This window comes from Bacillus sp. FSL E2-8887, from assembly GCF_038007205.1.
In the GTDB taxonomy this organism is placed as follows: Bacteria; Bacillota; Bacilli; order Bacillales; family Bacillaceae_G; genus Bacillus_A; species Bacillus_A mycoides.
The window spans coordinates 245,217-261,730 of record NZ_JBBOWS010000001.1; the positions used below are offsets into that span (position 1 = coordinate 245,217).

Consider the following 16,514-nt stretch of genomic DNA (forward strand, 5'->3'; position numbering starts at 1 on the left):
GGTGTTTAAAAAGTAAGAAGTCTTGGAGGAGATAGACTACCCGTAAAACTGTATTTTAAAAGTACTACATTGTATGCAAGAGGATATTTTGTAATGCATGGTTAACTGTTGGAAATGTGTATTGATATCCATGTTTAATAGCTTTATTGGGTAATACATGTTGCCCTTCTAATACAAGTATACTCATCTCACCGAGTAAAGCGCGAAGTACAAATGAAGGAACAGGTAGCCAATGAGGTCGCCTAGTTATAGTGGCAATAATTTCACCGAACTCTTTCATCCGTATTGGCGTTGGCGCTGTAATATTAAAAGGTCCGTCAATTTCTTTTTTGTGAATGATGAAATCAATCATGCGAACGACATCGTCTATATGAATCCATGATAACCATTGGTTTCCAGATCCAAGTGTACCGCCGATATATAATTGATAGGGAAGTAGCATTTTTGGAAGAGCTCCTCCATCTGCGCCCAATACGACTCCAAATCTTGTGTAGACAGTTCTTATTCCAATGGAGCGGGCTTTAGATGCTTCTTGCTCCCACAAATATACTGTGTTTGCTAAAAAGTCATCTCCTGGAGTCTCTTGCTGTTCTGTAAAAGATTCGGTTTCAGATGTCCCATAGTATCCAATGGCACTTGCATTAATAAATGTGTGTGGCTTTGTTTCAAGGGTTTGTAATTGTTTAATGAGTCCTTTTGTTGTTTGAATTCTACTGTTTAAAATTGATTCTTTTTGTTTTTTTGTCCATCTACTATTAATAGATTCTCCAGCTAGATTAATAACTACATCAATAGAGGAGAGAGGGAAGGTCTGTAAATCCGGTGTCCACTGTACGTATTGAAGGTTAGTGTGTGAAGTTTCAGCAATTTTTTTTCGAGTAAGAATGTAAACAGTAAATCCCTTTTGAATAAAAAAACTAGAAAGGGATTTGCCTATAAAGCCAGAGCCACCAGAAATTGCGATTTTCACAATTATTTCCTCCTCATTATATATATTCTTGAAAAGAAAAAACGTTCCTTGACTATGTTAAAATAATAGAGAGGTGAGAGTATGACTGTCATTACAAAAATAGAAGTGCAAAAACGATCGAAAGAACGATTTAATATTTATATTGATAAAGGTCAAGGCGAAGAGTACGGGTTTAGTGTGAATCAATCAATCTTAATGAAACATGGGTTACAAAAAGGCTTAGAAATTGATGAAGTAGCGTTAGGGAATATTTTGTACAATGAAGAGGTACAAAAAGCATATTTACAAGCGATTTCCTATTTATCCTATCAAATGAGAACAAAACAAGAAATAGAAGATTTCTTACGAAAAAAAGAAGTGGGACAGGCCATCATCTCTGAAGTCGTTTCGAAATTATTACATGATCGATATATTAATGATAAAGAGTACGCTATTTCATACGTGCGAACGCAAAGTAATGTGAATCAAAAAGGTCCAACTGTTATTAGGAGAGGGCTATTAAGTAAAGGTGTTCAGGATTTAATCATTACACATAGTTTACAAGAGTATCCAAAGGAGAAGCAAATGGAGAATGCTTTGTTTCTTATAGAAAAGAAGAAAAAATCTTATCAAAAGCATTCATTTTTACAAATGAAGCTAAAGTTAGATGAAATGCTTGTTCGTAAAGGATATTCTAGAGATGTGATTCAAATTTGCTTGGAAGAATTGAAAGACGAAAAAGATGACGAACAGCAACAAGAAGCGTTACACTATCATGGGAATAAATATTATGAGAAATATAAGAAGTATGATGGTTGGACATTCGAAAATAAGGTGAAGCAAGCGTTATATCGAAAAGGATTCTCTATTGATGAGATAGATATATTTTTACAAATGAAACGTGAAGAGGGATGAGGAAATAAGATGGGTACGCCAAAACGCTACAGTGAAATGACACCACATGAGTTAAGGGAAGAAATTGGGGTTTTGAAGGAGCAAGCAGTAAAGGCTGAGCAACTTGGAATTGTAAATGAATTCGATGTATTAATGAGAAAAATGGCTATGGCTCGTGCTTATATGATAGATATAAATAAATTCCATATTGGTGAGACATATGAATTAGTAGAAGAACCTGGTGTGGTATTTAAAATTACGTATTTCAATGGGGTATTTGCTTGGGGATATAAGCAAAATGATAATGAAGAGATTGGAATACCAATTTCCTTGCTGCAGGAAAAATAAAAACCAGAGAGTGAATATCTCTCTGGTTTTCATCTTTGGTAGGCGTTAAAGGAGATAGGAGATTCTAAAATTGGCGTTTTTTACATTCGTTTGCCAGTATAATGAGAGACTGGGTTTGTTGCGTCTGTCCATTAACTTGCGCTTTCGCATGTTTTGGACGAGTCCACGTATGGTTAAATAATTCAGAACGACGATCTAAATGGTCACGGTAGCTCATCTTTATCACCTCGTGTAGGAATTTAATTTGTACTACTCTTCCTGCTGATTTGCAGCACGCATACGCTCTTGTGGGTGCGTGTTAATTGTGCCGTTAGGTCGTTTCGAAGCGAAGCGTGATTTCGCTTTCGGTTGACCGTCGATTTTGCTGTTGTTTTTTGACTCAGACCAAAATTCGGCTTGTCTACCCATTAAGAACGCCCCCTCACTATCAGTCGATACCCCTTTAAGAAGTATCACTTATAGAATGTGCAAAATAGAAGAAACTATCCTTTAGAAATTAAGGGAATAAATAGGTAAAAGGAGAATAGAACATGAATGATATTTATGAAACATTAACGAAAGAATTATTAGATAAAAATGACAACCTTTCTTACGCACAAGCTCGTGCATGGGTTGAATTATTGTGGGAAGACTTCCGAACAACTTATGCTAAATCAGGTCGTTACCAAGGTGAGGAAATGACTGAACAAGTGGTACGAACATGGGTTAATAATCATGGAGGGCGCCTTCATGAAATGCGTACAAATAATCCGAAGTATAGCCATTTAATCAATCAAGAAGATCATTTGAAACATTAAAAAAAGCGACGTAGGTCGCTTTTTTTAATGTGGAAGCAATTCCAGTTTCTTTCGAAGTTTCTCTTCGCTGAAAATCCATCCTGTATATGAACTAATAATATTTAAATTTTGATCGAGCTGAACGATTGCGACGAATGGATAATAATCTTTACTTCGATACCGCAAATCAATAAATCGAACTTCATAATAGTTATCATAATCGAAAATATCCCAGCGATATACAGGCGAGAAAGATAAGAAAGCAGATATATTTTCATCTCGCACAGCGGCTTGCATAATGGCGGTATTCGGGAACAGTACGCGATCGAATTTATCGTATACAAGGATGTTACCGCGGTGCCATCTTGCGACGTAGTAATGTTCAGTTGTAACGACGGCTAAATGATAATGATAAAATTTGTAAGAAGGAGAAATAATTACTTTCTCTACATTTTTGAAACGTTTGTATACTACACTTTTAATATTTCGATGCATCATAATGCGGCCGATATAGTAAACAAACATTAATATATACGCTGCTAAAGCAGTATAGCCTTTATGTGCTCCGACAAGCATACAGGCGATAGCAAGTATATGGATAAAGAAAATGACAGTATCAAACGTATTAATTATGCCGAGCGCTACCCATTTTTTTGTGAAGGGCCTTAATGCCTGTGTACCATAGGCATTGAAAATATCCACAAAGACATGAAGAAAGACGGCAATAAATGACCAAAGTAGTAGATGCAGATAGGGAGCGTCTGAAAAGAAGGCGAAAGAGATGCCACTTATAAGGAGTGACCAAAGGATCACTGCAGGGATGGAATGAGTAATCCCGCGATGATTTCTTATATATTTAGCGTTATTACGCAATTTTAAAACTGTATCGATGTCAGGAATATTGGAACCGGCAATTGTTGCAAGCATCACTGCTTGTGGCCCAATATCACTTTGTGCTATAGCTGGATCTAATGTTGCCAAACTGCCTAGAGTAACGCCCATAACAAGGTGAGTGGCTGTGTCCATAGAAATCCACCTCCGTTTTTTATTAATGTAACTCTTTTTATTCGATACCTCAAGTCCTTTGCCTTCTATTTCCTATGTCATCTTACTTAAATTTTTTCCTAAAATCTTTATAATAGTACGTATATGCAAAAAAATGAGGGGGATCAAGTTTGACACTTGAAATATTAAATGAGTTTAACATAGAACAGTTTCAAAATGATTTAATTGGTTGGTTTGAAAAAGAACAACGTGATTTACCGTGGCGAAAAAATAAAGATCCATACCGTGTTTGGGTTTCAGAAATTATGTTACAGCAAACAAGGGTAGAGGCTGTAAAACCATATTACGCAAATTTTATGGGGAAGTTTCCTACGCTTGAAGCGCTAGCAACTGCCGATGATGAAGAAGTATTAAAAGCATGGGAAGGCTTAGGTTATTATTCTAGAGCACGAAATTTACATGCTGCAGTAAAAGAGGTAAAAGAAGTATACGGCGGGACAGTACCGAGCGATGTAAAGAAAATTGAAAAATTAAAAGGAGTGGGACCATATACAAAAGGTGCCATTTTAAGTATTGCATATGGCATACCAGAGCCAGCGGTTGATGGAAATGTTATGCGCGTATTATCTCGTATTTTATCAGTGTGGGATGATATTGCAAAACCGAAAACGAGAAAAGTTTTTGAAGAGATTGTGCGTGAAATTATTTCTATAGAAAATCCATCTTATTTTAACCAAGGTTTGATGGAATTAGGGGCATTAATTTGTATACCGAAAAATCCATCTTGTTTACTTTGTCCTGTACGTGAACATTGCAGAGGGTATGCTGAAGGTGTTCAAAAAGAACTACCAGTGAAGAGTAAAGCGAAAGCACCTACAATGGTACCGCTCGTTGCGGGAGTACTTCAAACTGAAGATGGCCGTTACGTAATTAATAAACGCCCAAGTACGGGATTACTGGCTAATATGTGGGAGTTCCCGAATATTGAACTAAGTGAAGGTATTCGTAATCAAAAACAACAGCTTACGGATTATATGAAGGAGAGCTTTGATCTCTCTGTTTCTATTGATGAATACGCGATGAATGTACAACATACTTTTACACATCGTACTTGGGATATCTTCATATTTTACGGAAAAGTAACAGGTAATATTGTCGAAACGGATACATTAAAGTTTGTATCGAAAGAAGCGTTTGAACAGTTACCTTTCTCGAAATCACATCGTACAATTTACGAAAAGTGTGTTGAGAAAATTACAATGCAGTAAAGTGAAACTTTAATCAGTGGGGGTTTTCTTCATCCCCCACTGATTATTAGCCCTCACCAATCGGGCTTTTATGGGCAGCCCGACCCCAACCTAACTTCTTTGCTTTCGCTGCATTTTGAGGTGGGGTCTTACTGCCCGGCAAATAGCGGGATAAATAATAAAAAACGTGTTCCAGAACTTTGGAACACGTTTTTTTATATTGAAAATAAATTTGTATTTTGAGGTTGAAAATCCACGCGTTTATAATCCGCCCCGTGACTCGATTTCTTTCACAACTTCTTTATAAATCGTTTGTCCCTCTACATTTAGATAAGGCATAATTTGCTGAAATGAATGATGAAAATAAGCTAATTCATCCTCTTTCCATTCATTTTTGGAAATCATAGTTAGCTCAGTCATATCACGTCCAGTATACATATTCCCACCTCCATCATATGTAGTTTGAATGAGTGATAAGAGATATATACGTGAATTTTTAAAAAGAAAATTAGGGATAACTTCTAAGTGAATTGGTTACATTATTGATTGTGGAGGTGAGAAAGATGAGTAAAAAACAACAAGGTTATAATAAGGCAACTTCTGGTGCTAGCATTCAAAGTACAAATGCTAGCTATGGTACAGAGTTTGCAACTGAAACGAATGTACAAGCAGTAAAACAAGCGAACGCACAATCAGAGGCACAGAAAGCACAAGCTTCTGCTGCTCAAAGTGCAAATGCTAGTTATGGTACAGAGTTTGCAACTGAAACAGATGTGCATGCAGTGAAAAAACAAAATGCACAATCAGCTGCAAAACAATCACAATCTTCTAGTTCAAACGAGTAATGAAAGAAAAACACTTCTCCAATTCGAGAGAAGTGTTTTCTTTGTGTGCGTGTCACTGTAATGAAAATAAAGGGAACGACATAACTTCTAATAAGTCAACAAATATAGTCAAAGGAGAAAGAAGTTCACGATTAGAAAATATGTAATAGGAATTATAACTGGCGAATGAATCAAAAAGGGGGTAAGTGATGAACGATTTTGATAAGTTGGTAGGAGAGCAGTTGGAAACGATGGATGAGCTTTTAAAGTTACAATCACATTTAGAGAAGTATCAGCAAATTGAAATGAGTGGAAGGGATACGTGCGATAAAAAAGAATTGCATTTTATCCGTCAAGAAATATACAGAACAGAAATAGCATTAAAACTTTTGCATGAAAAATTTGAACAGCAAACGAATAATGTGATTCAATCTTTTGAAACCGAAAAAATAATTTCAAATTAAGGGTGAGATATGTTGTTGATTTTAGGTGAGAAGTCCTTTCTTAAACAGAGGTGAGGGGGCTTTTCTTTTTGTTATATCTTCGTTTAATCTTCTAAAATACGTATTGCTAATTCATAGGAAATGTTCCTTCGTTAAAAGGGTTAGTGATGTGGTATTCAATAATACAAACTTCATTATATTCCTCATGAAAACAAGTGTCCTATCGCTTTAGTTTTAAAATTTTGACAAAAAAGTTATAATAGAAAAAAAGTGAATGCAGTTCAAGGGGTAGTTAAGACAACTTAAGAAAAGCATTTGCGGTTGAAAGAAGGGAGCATATATGGGATTTCCCAAAGAAGGAGAAAAGGTACAAATACATAGTTATAAACATAATGGCTCCATTCATAGAATGTGGGAAGAGACAACAATTTTAAAAGGGACGCAGAGCCTTGTGATCGGAGCAAATGATCGTACAGTAGTTACGGAATCAGATGGTCGAACATGGGTTACTCGCGAACCTGCGATTTGTTACTTCCATGCTAATTATTGGTTTAATGTAATTGGAATGCTGAGAGAAGAAGGAGTATATTATTATTGTAATTTAAGTTCTCCTTTTGCATATGACTCTGAAGCATTAAAGTATATTGATTACGACTTAGACATTAAAGTGTATCCAGATATGACATATACACTTTTGGATGAAGATGAGTATGAAAAGCATAGTCAAATCATGCAGTATCCACCTGTTATTGATACAATTTTAAAACGAAATGTAGCACATTTAACACAGTGGATTCATCAAAGAAAAGGTCCATTCGCACCGGATTTCGTAGATATGTGGTACGAAAGATATTTAATGTACAGAAATTAAAACAAACCTGCAGGGAATTTCCCGGCAGGTTTGTCCTATTAGAGGGGGGATTATGTGCAAGGTATAAAAAGATATTTACAATTTGTTAAACCATATCGATGGCTTATTGCTATTACAATTATTATTGGTCTTGTGAAGTTCGGTATCCCGCTTATTATGCCATGGTTATTAAAGTATATTATTGATGATGTTATTCAAGGCACGGGATCGCTTCAAGAAAAAACGTCTCAATTAATAACCGCAATTGGGATTGCTTTTTTTATTTTTGCAGTAGTAAGACCGCCGATAGAATATTATCGTCAATATTTCGCGCAGCGCATTGCCAATACAATACTATACGATTTACGAAAATACATTTTTGGGCACTTGCAAAAATTGAGCTTACGTTATTATTCGAACACAAAAACAGGGGAGCTTATTTCACGTGTAATCCATGATGTAGAACAAACGAAGGACTTTGTAATTACTGGTCTTATGAATGTCTGGTTAGATACTGCAACAATTGTTATTGCCATTATCGTTATGTTTTCTATGAATATAAAATTAACCTTTGTTGCTTTATTAATCTTACCTATTTATGTAGTTGCAGTGAAATATTTTTTCGGGCGCCTTCGAAAATTGACGAAAGAGCGCTCGCAAGCGTTAGCAACTATGCAAGGGTATTTACATGAACGTATTCAAGGGATGCAAGTGACACGTAGTTTTGCATTAGAAGAGTATGAAAGAGGACAGTTTGAAAAGAGAAATAATGAATTTTTAACGAAAGCACTAACTCATACGAGTTGGACGGCGAGAACGTTTTCGGTAGTGAATACGTTAACGGATTTAGGGCCGTTACTTGTTATTGGTTTTGCGGCATATGAGGTAATTCAAGGGTCGTTAACACTGGGTACGATGGTTGCTTTTGTTGGATATATGGATAGTTTATATAGTCCGCTTCGTCGCCTTGTTAATTCATCTACAACATTAACACAGTCTTTCGCCTCGATGGATCGAGTGTTTGAATTGTTGGATGAAAAATACGATATTGTTAATGTGCCAAATGCGGTGCAAACGAAAAGGCTAGATGGGGAAGTTATATTTGATAATGTTTCTTTTCGTTATAATGCGGATGAAAAAGAAATATTGCATAATCTGTCATTAACTATGCGCCCGGGAGAGAAGGTTGCGCTTGTAGGGGCAAGTGGAGGAGGAAAGTCATCTCTTGCTAGTTTAATTCCGCGTTTTTACGATGTTTCTGAAGGTGCAGTTTATATAGACGGGGTAGATGTAAGAAAGTATAATATGAGAAATTTACGTAGTCATATTGGAATTGTGCTACAAGATAATTTATTATTTAGCGATACAATCGGGGCTAATATTTTATATGGCAATCCGAAAGCTACAGAGGCGGAAGTGATTTCAGCTGCCAAAGCTGCACAAATTCATAATTTTATTACAGAGTTGCCAGAGGGCTATGATACTGTCGTTGGGGAACGTGGTGTGAAATTATCTGGTGGACAAAGACAGCGTGTAGCAATCGCACGGGTTTTTCTAAAGAATCCGTCTTTACTTATATTAGATGAAGCAACTTCCGCTTTAGATTTAGAAAATGAACGATATATTCAAGAGGCACTGCAAACGTTAGCTGCAGATCGGACAACAATTATTATTGCACATCGATTAGCGACGATTACGCATGTTGATACAATTATTTATGTTGAAGATGGTGTAATAAAAGAAAAGGGTTCTCATGAAGAGTTAATGAAAAAGAGGGGATTTTATTACAATCTATATCAACTTCAGCATATAACAGAAACAGCTCCTTTAGCGTAAAAGGAGCTGTTTTTTATTCGTCTTCTTTTTTATCTTCGATTTGGAGTTCGCTTTCTGGTTTATGGTATGTGTAGAAGCTATCCACAAGTAAATCTAAATGCTCTACTTCCTCACTGTAGTTAATAATTGAAGAAATAAGAGGGAAAAGGTGTAACCATATTTTATATGCTTCCTCATCGTCTTTATTTTGATAATCCATAAAGATATCAATCAATTCTTGTTTACCGGTTTCAACTTCATCAAGCATCTCAACGGATTGTTGTTTCTTTGCTTTACCAATAAATTTTAATAACACTTGTTCGTGATAATGCGTTAATGAATCAAGTTCGTTTTGAATAGATTCCTGAAACTCTTCTGGCATATAGCGCAGTTCATTTTCGGTGCGATGTAATGATTTTAACGTGCTTAAAGCGCGGCTTGTTGTCGCTAACATTTGTCTGAATAAAACGAGCTTACGAATTTTCGCGAATTGTATTTTTTTCGTATAGCTTCTTTCTTCTTTATACAGCAAATAGTAATGATTTAGTTTAATCATTTTTTCTTTCATGCGATCAATATCGGTTTTTAGCGTTGTAAAATCAGAAGCTTGCCTACTGTTCATACGAATCCATTTAACAATTTCCTCTGTATTATCAACGATGCGATGGTAAAGTTTTGTTTCATATTTTGGCGGCATAAATACTAAATTTACAAGCGAAGCCGCAATAATTCCAATCATAATCGTCGCGAATCGAAGTAAGGCAAAATTAAAGAAATCTTCGCCTTGATACTCCATAATGGCGATAACTGTTACTAAAGCGAGTGATATTGTTTTTTCTAAGCGTAATTGTAAAGTAAGAGCAATTACTAATATACACGTTAATCCAATAATAAAAGGATTATGTCCAAAAGCAGTAGCAAATACGATAGCGAATACAGCACCAATTACGTTTGCTTGAATTTGCTCAAGAGCAGTTAAATACGAGCGGTATACAGACGGTTGAACAGCAAAGATAGCTGAGATTCCCGCAAATACAGGACTCGGTAATTGAAGTAAAATACAAGCAAATAAAGCTAATGTAATGGCAATACCCGTTTTTAAAATGCGAGCACCAAGTTTCATACCCTTATTGATATCCTTTCTCTTGTCATAATGAATGTACAACATGATACTATACATTCATTACAATATGTTAGCAAGTGATATTTTAGTGACGTTAAAAAGTTTAATAAATAAATTACAATCAATTTATAATTTCTCCAAATTCTCTTTAAACATCTATTCTTTAATAAAAAAACCTGCTGAATTTCAGCAGGTTTCAAATTGTTATTCTAGATTACTATGCGATGCTCGCTTCGTCAATTTTTTTATGAAAATAAATATTGTACATATCATTCAGTTGAAATAGATGGATCCGCCTGTTCTTTTTTCGGGATAATTTCATAGAAGTGAAGCTGGATATCATCTAATAATGGTGTTAACAAAGCAACTTCTTCATATTGTTCGTGCTCATTTAATACACGAATGTAGTCTAATAATAATTCATTCACATCTTGCAAACCATTTTTACTAATTGGCTGCAATGTTACATTTGCACCTTTAGCAATTCTTCTTTTTAAAGCGTGCTCTGTTAAACCTAAGTTTGGCTCATGATGTAAATAAACAACACCACCAGTCATGCCGGCACAAATCCATGGACCAGGATCTCCTAAAACAAGAGCGCGACCATTTGTCATATATTCAAAAGCAAATCCTTTTATATTAGAATATACTCCGATATTTCCTTGTTCTTTTTCGCGGAGTGGTTTTGTAATTCTGCCTCCAATTATCATATCTGCTCCAGAAAGGCGAATGCCAGCACGAGCATCAGCGTTACCTTGCACGTATAATGCACCTTTTTGAGCACCGTATCCAAATCCTTTTCCGACAGAACCGTTATAATATGTTCCATCTGTTCCTTTTGCTTTCGTTATATAAATGCCACCGCCAAATGAAGTTTTTCCAATTCCATCTTGCGCGCCACCATTTACGTGTATAAATAAGTTCTCGCTATTGTACGCGCCTAATCCGTTTCCGGGAACAGATCCGTTTGTATACTTTAATGTAAGTGGTTCAAGATGAGTGTTTTCATATAATTTGCTACGAATACGATAACAGGATTCTAGACCGCCCATTACGCGTTGCTCTACGCCGACGCTTACTAATTCTTTTGACTGGAGAGAATTTGTTGTTTCAAATTGTTTTTCTTGTACAGATGCCGTTATTTTCACAGATGAATCTTCTATCGTTTGTATTAAATTACGTAAGTCTAATAAGTCCTTGCCTCGAGTTTGTTCTAATAAATCCGATCGTCCGATAATATCTTGTAAGTTTGTGTAACCAAGCTGCCCTGTTAAACGTTTCAATTCTGTACCGAAAGTAGTGAATAGGCTTAATAGCCCTGTAACTGCGCTTTCTAATTCACGTGGAACGAAACGGCGCAGTCCATGTTCTTTCGCTTGAGCTTCAGATTCAATTTGTGTTGCAATTCCGACGTGGCACGTATCAAGATGACAACCACGGCAAGTTGTACAGCCAATTGCAATCATTGATAATGTGCCAAATCCGATCCGGTTTGCTCCGAGGAGCATGATTTTTAAGGCGTCATTTACACTTCGAATACCGCCATCTGCCCAAATCTCTACTTTATGTCTCATATTTGCTTCTAGTAACGCATTGTGAGCAGCTTTAACACCAATCTCTACAGGAAGACCAACATGTTGCAATGCGTGAATACGCGCAGCACCTGTTCCGCCATCAAATCCACTAATGTTAATAAAGTCAGCGCCAGCTTTTGCGATACCGACAGCAATTGTTCCGATGTTAGGAACGACAGGAACTTTTACAGCTACTTTTGCAAGATGATTAGCCGTTTTAATTTCTGTAATCATTTGAGCCAAGTCTTCAATTGAATAAATATCATGGTTGTTAGAAGGTGAAATTAAATCCGAACCAATTGTAGCATTACGTGCTTCCGCAATTTTGGCAGTCACTTTTGAGCCAGGCAAATGTCCACCTTCACCAGGCTTTGCTCCTTGACCTATTTTAATTTCAATTAAATTTGATGAATTTAGTAGTTCAGCGTTTACTCCAAATCGGCCAGATGCAACTTGTTGTCCGCGTGTATGTGGGTACTTACCAATCATATCTTTAATTTCGCCGCCTTCACCGTTCAAACTAATCATATTTAGCTGATCGGCAGCTTCTGCATACGCGCGAAAGGCAATTTCATTTTGAGAACCAAATGACATGGAACTAATAATAAATGGTAAATCATGATTGTGAATGCCGATGGACACTTCTTCAGTCGGAACTACATGCTGTGCTTGTTTTGTTTGAACAAGGTGCCTGATTGCGATGGGAGTGTTTTCTTCTAATTCACTTAACTTGTCGCGGTAATCATCATAAGAGTTTCCTTTTGCAACATCACCAATTGCTTTCCAAATCCGCGGGAATATATGAAATGATTTTCGCATTCTAACTTTTGGATTGTTAAAATCCTCAGCTCGAATTTTTGCATCTTCAGCAAGTGATTCAAGTGAAAAAGCTAAATTATTTGAACCGCAGAAGTTTGTAATTTGTAATATATTTGTGATTTCCTCATGTAATCCAATAGAGGAGAAGAGGCGACCGTAACCGCGTAATTCATGAATTCCAATCGTTGAAATTACTTTCTCTAGTCCTTTATTAAGTGCGGTATACAAATTAGTAATTGGTACTTTTGTTTCATCATTTACCGTTGCGAACAATAAATATGGATTAATACTATCTGCCCCTAATCCGTATAGCGTGACGATATCGTGTAAGGAGCGAAGGGCACCGGAACGTATAACGAGAGAGCATTTCCGGCGTAATTTATTTTCAGTTAATGCTTGATGTACTTTAGCAGTAACTAAATGTGGGTCAATCCATAACAGTTCATTTTGATGAGATTTAGCGTCATCTAATAATAGTAGGGAAGCACCATTTTTAACGGCTGCTATCGCTTCGGAACTAATTCGATTTAATGCGATTTGTAGAGTTTCTGATGGACTAAATGTAACAGAAATTGTAGAGACAGAGCTATGAGTAATGAATAGCTGTATAAGTTGTTCGTACGTAATCGTGTGTAAGTCTGCCGCGATAGATTGAGCTAAATTCCCTTCTAAAATAATGGGTGAAAGCATCTCGATTACAAATGGTTGTTTAGAGTTATCTAATAAACCCGGACGCTCTCCGAGTACAGTACGTGTGGAGAAGTGTTCAACTTCGCGATCGCGATCGATTGCTGGATTTGTAACAACGGCTACACTTTCCTTAATGAAATCAGCAATATTTCGTCTATCTGTATCAAGTGCGGCAAGTGGTGAGTCATGCCCAAGTGACCGAATTGGTTCGACGCCTTTTGTCGCCATTTGTTCAAGGAGCTGAATATGTTCTCGATCCCAGCCGAAAGCGACGTATTGATTCATTTCAACTTGAACCGAATCACATAATCCCTCAGCTTCTTTCGTTTCAGGGATAGATAAGTTTACATGATAATTGGTAACATCGATTCGTTTCTTAAAACGGTTATATACTTCAATTTGATAATTGTCGTATTCATAGAGAACCAGCTCATCTTGTTGATTCCATTTTAATCCAACTTTTTCTCCAGGAGCGAGTGGTTTCGGCTCTGCTACATATTCAGTTGGTGATACAACGCCAGGTTCAGAAGAGAAAATATAGGAGCTCTCTGTCTCTACTTTCCAAACTGGGCGTAATCCAAGGGAATCGACACTGAAAACAGCTTCATCTTTATAACGTGAAATAATACCAGCTGGACCTTGTGCGAAATGCCCCCAAGCCTCACGTATATAAGTGTATAAGTTTTGTAAGTTTGTTTCGTAAAGTTTTATTTCATTAATAATTGGTGGAAATAATATATCCATTGCTTCAAATAAACTGTAGTTATACTGAACGAGAAGGGTTTCTAAGGTGCGGTTTAAATCTTGGGAATCACTGCCCCCGGCAGTAAGTGGTACATTAATCATTTCAGCTTGATCGCGTAATTTTGCAATCGTGTTAATTTCGCCATTATGTCCGAGAATGCTAAATGGTTGTACACGAAAAAAATTAGATAACGTATTAGTAGAATAGCGATTATGTCCTAGTGTCATAGTTGAAGCGATAAGTGGGTGTTGTAAATCATTGTAATAAGCAACGAGTGTATCGCCAGCACCGAGAACTTTATATACAACATGTTCATGACTTAATGAGGCAACATGAATTGATTCATTTTCTTCGATTTTTATTGTTACAGAAAATAATGTTTGTTCAATATTTTCAACTTCACTTTCGGCGATAAGGGCAATTTGCCAAAATAAAGGTTCTTCTTGTTTACCAAGAGGACCGAGTGCATCTGAGTTTATTACATCATCATTTTCGAGAACAATTGTAAAGCTTTCATTGTTTAGTTGCGTACGAATGTAATCTTTTAACTCAGCAATGTTTTCTTTTTTGTTTAGAAAAAAATGTCCAACGATAAAGTGGGGATGATCCACAATCGTTGGATTATATCCGCTACTTTTCAGTTTTTCATTCCAAAGTGCTTTTGGCATGTCGATATGAATTCCGATACCATCTCCTTCGCCATTAATGAAACCAGCTCTATGATTCATTTTGACTAGCGATTGTATACAAAGATCGATGTTTTCTTTTGTAGGAATTCTTCGTTTTTCCATAACGGAAACGATTCCACACGCATCGTGTTCTGCATTTTTATAATTTCGAAATAAAGACGGTGTCCATTTATTTTTTTTGTTGAGCATCCGTCAATCCCCCCTCTGGAAAATGAATTTTGAATAATCTTACTATTTGAGGCGTGAACTGCCTTGTATACATGGATAGTAAGGATATAAAAGAATATAAAACAGATAATTATGAATAATTATACTATTAATGAGGGATTTATGAAATAGAAAAAAGGAAAAAAGAAAGATGGGCTTTCTTTTTTCCTTTTGTAATAAAGAGATTATTTATTGTTCGCTAGGGTAGAAAATGCTCTGCCAACAGCTTCAATTGTATATTCAATATCTTCTTTTGTATGTTCTGTCGTTAAGAACCATGCTTCATATTTAGAAGGTGCTAAATTAATACCTTCTTGAAGCATCAGCTTGAAGAATCTACCGAACATTTCACCATCTGTATTTTTGGCTGCATCGTAATCTTCAATTGTATTTGTTGTGAAGTATACAGTTAATGCACCCTTTAGACGGTTTACTGTAATATCGATGTTATGTTTTGTAGCTTGATCTAAAATTCCTTTTTCAAGCATTGCGCCAAGTGCATCTAATTTCTCGTATACGCCTTTTTGTTGAAGTACTTCTAGACAGGCAATCCCTGATGCCATAGAAGCAGGGTTCCCAGCCATTGTACCAGCTTGGTATGCAGGGCCGAGCGGTGCAACTTGTTCCATAATTTCTTTCTTACCACCGTAAGCACCAATTGGAAGTCCGCCGCCGATAACTTTACCAAGTGCTGTTAAATCTGGGGTTACGCCAAGTAAGTCTTGAGCGCCGCCATACATAAAGCGGAAAGCAGTAATAACTTCATCATAAATTACTAGTGCACCAGCTTCGTGAACAAGTTCATTAACTTTTTCAAGGAAGCCAGGTTTTGGCTCAACAATACCGAAGTTTCCAACGATTGGCTCTACAAGGATAGCTGCTACTTCATGTCCCCATTTATCTAACGCTTCTTTTAAAGTTTCTACATTATTAAATGGAACAGTAATAACTTCTTGAGCGATACTTTGTGGCACACCCGCTGAATCAGGAATTCCAAGAGTAGAAGGACCAGAGCCAGCTGCTACAAGTACTAAATCGGAATGACCGTGGTAACAACCAGCGAATTTCATAATTTTTGTGCGGCCAGTGTAAGCACGGGCAACACGAATGGTTGTCATAACGGATTCTGTACCAGAGTTCACGAAGCGAACTTTATCTAAAGCGGGCATTGCTTCTTTTAACATTTTTGCGAATTTTACTTCTAATGCTGTTGGAGTACCGTATAGTACGCCGTTTTCAGCCGCTGTTTTAATTGCTTCTGTCACGTGTGGGTGAGCATGTCCAGTAATAATAGGGCCATACGCTGCTAAATAATCGATATATTTATTTCCATCTACATCCCAGAAATAAGCACCTTTTCCGCGTTCCATTGCAACAGGAGAACCGCCTCCAACTGCTTTAAAAGAACGGGAAGGACTATTAACACCACCAACGATATGTTCTAAAGCTTCTTTATGTAACGCTTCTGATTTTGTGAAATTCACTACAATTCATCTCCTTACAAAAATCTATGTAT

16 protein-coding genes are annotated in these 16,514 nt (G+C 36.6%); 8 read left to right on the top strand and 8 right to left on the bottom strand.

The window, feature by feature from the left end; genetic code table 11:
- Positions 1-64: 64 nt before the first annotated feature.
- Positions 65-970, bottom strand: coding sequence for a TIGR01777 family oxidoreductase (locus NSQ08_RS01060; RefSeq protein ID WP_002140287.1), 906 nt, complete (start codon positions 968-970; stop codon positions 65-67).
- 81 nt (positions 971-1,051) lie between these two features.
- Here NSQ08_RS01060 and recX point away from each other — a divergent pair, with 81 nt between their 5' ends.
- Together recX and NSQ08_RS01070 are read left to right on the top strand one after the other, a co-directional pair.
- Positions 1,052-1,864 (top strand): recombination regulator RecX, encoded by an 813-nt coding sequence (gene recX / locus NSQ08_RS01065; protein ID WP_002029629.1) that lies wholly within the window; start codon positions 1,052-1,054, stop codon positions 1,862-1,864.
- Between the two features lie 9 nt (positions 1,865-1,873).
- Entirely contained in the window at positions 1,874-2,191 is a 318-nt protein-coding gene (locus NSQ08_RS01070) for a YfhH family protein (RefSeq protein WP_002029631.1), read from the top strand.
- Positions 2,192-2,255: 64 nt separating this feature from the next.
- Here the strand turns inward: NSQ08_RS01070 and NSQ08_RS01075 are convergent, their stop codons facing one another.
- Both NSQ08_RS01075 and NSQ08_RS01080 read right to left on the bottom strand, forming a co-directional pair.
- Positions 2,256-2,408: a YpzG family protein gene (locus tag NSQ08_RS01075; RefSeq protein WP_002010325.1), complete on the bottom strand. Its 153-nt coding sequence runs from the start codon at positions 2,406-2,408 to the stop codon at positions 2,256-2,258.
- A 32-nt stretch (positions 2,409-2,440) separates the two neighbouring features.
- Entirely contained in the window at positions 2,441-2,599 is a 159-nt protein-coding gene (locus NSQ08_RS01080; protein ID WP_002010326.1) for a small, acid-soluble spore protein K, read from the bottom strand.
- A gap of 122 nt (positions 2,600-2,721) precedes the next feature.
- Between NSQ08_RS01080 and NSQ08_RS01085 the strand changes: the two genes are divergently transcribed.
- Entirely contained in the window at positions 2,722-2,988 is a 267-nt protein-coding gene (locus tag NSQ08_RS01085; protein ID WP_002010328.1) for a YfhJ family protein, read from the top strand.
- Positions 2,989-3,012: 24 nt separating this feature from the next.
- Here NSQ08_RS01085 and NSQ08_RS01090 read toward each other — a convergent pair whose 3' ends face one another.
- A complete protein-coding gene (locus tag NSQ08_RS01090) occupies positions 3,013-3,993 on the bottom strand; it encodes a metal-dependent hydrolase (RefSeq protein WP_002029634.1) in 981 nt (326 codons plus the stop codon).
- 149 nt (positions 3,994-4,142) lie between these two features.
- On the opposite strand from NSQ08_RS01090, the gene mutY reads away from it, so the two are divergent.
- Positions 4,143-5,240, top strand: coding sequence for an A/G-specific adenine glycosylase (gene mutY / locus NSQ08_RS01095; RefSeq protein ID WP_002091125.1), 1,098 nt, complete (start codon positions 4,143-4,145; stop codon positions 5,238-5,240).
- Positions 5,241-5,480: 240 nt separating this feature from the next.
- Here the strand turns inward: mutY and NSQ08_RS01100 are convergent, their stop codons facing one another.
- Positions 5,481-5,657, bottom strand: a complete 177-nt coding sequence (locus tag NSQ08_RS01100) for a hypothetical protein (RefSeq protein ID WP_002091123.1) — start codon at positions 5,655-5,657, stop codon at positions 5,481-5,483.
- Between the two features lie 125 nt (positions 5,658-5,782).
- On the opposite strand from NSQ08_RS01100, the gene NSQ08_RS01105 reads away from it, so the two are divergent.
- The 4 genes from NSQ08_RS01105 to NSQ08_RS01120 all read left to right on the top strand — a co-directional run bounded on the left by NSQ08_RS01105 (position 5,783) and on the right by NSQ08_RS01120 (position 9,172).
- On the top strand, positions 5,783-6,064 hold the full coding sequence (locus NSQ08_RS01105) for a gamma-type small acid-soluble spore protein (RefSeq protein WP_002125062.1): 282 nt from the start codon (positions 5,783-5,785) through the stop codon (positions 6,062-6,064).
- 188 nt (positions 6,065-6,252) lie between these two features.
- Positions 6,253-6,507 carry a YgaB family protein gene (locus tag NSQ08_RS01110; protein ID WP_002010338.1) on the top strand — a complete coding sequence of 85 codons (255 nt, stop codon included), beginning with the start codon at positions 6,253-6,255 and terminating at the stop codon, positions 6,505-6,507.
- A gap of 319 nt (positions 6,508-6,826) precedes the next feature.
- A complete protein-coding gene (gene ntdP, locus NSQ08_RS01115; RefSeq protein WP_000506630.1) occupies positions 6,827-7,357 on the top strand; it encodes a nucleoside tri-diphosphate phosphatase in 531 nt (176 codons plus the stop codon).
- Positions 7,358-7,411: 54 nt separating this feature from the next.
- Positions 7,412-9,172: an ABC transporter ATP-binding protein gene (locus tag NSQ08_RS01120; protein ID WP_002191857.1), complete on the top strand. Its 1,761-nt coding sequence runs from the start codon at positions 7,412-7,414 to the stop codon at positions 9,170-9,172.
- Positions 9,173-9,185: 13 nt separating this feature from the next.
- Here the strand turns inward: NSQ08_RS01120 and NSQ08_RS01125 are convergent, their stop codons facing one another.
- The 3 genes from NSQ08_RS01125 to hemL all read right to left on the bottom strand — a co-directional run bounded on the left by NSQ08_RS01125 (position 9,186) and on the right by hemL (position 16,482).
- On the bottom strand, positions 9,186-10,274 hold the full coding sequence (locus tag NSQ08_RS01125) for an aromatic acid exporter family protein (protein ID WP_002063696.1): 1,089 nt from the start codon (positions 10,272-10,274) through the stop codon (positions 9,186-9,188).
- Between the two features lie 269 nt (positions 10,275-10,543).
- Positions 10,544-14,980 carry a glutamate synthase-related protein gene (locus NSQ08_RS01130; protein WP_340770594.1) on the bottom strand — a complete coding sequence of 1,479 codons (4,437 nt, stop codon included), beginning with the start codon at positions 14,978-14,980 and terminating at the stop codon, positions 10,544-10,546.
- A 203-nt stretch (positions 14,981-15,183) separates the two neighbouring features.
- Positions 15,184-16,482, bottom strand: a complete 1,299-nt coding sequence (gene hemL / locus NSQ08_RS01135; protein ID WP_113710097.1) for a glutamate-1-semialdehyde-2,1-aminomutase — start codon at positions 16,480-16,482, stop codon at positions 15,184-15,186.
- Between the last annotated feature and the right edge of the window lie 32 nt (positions 16,483-16,514).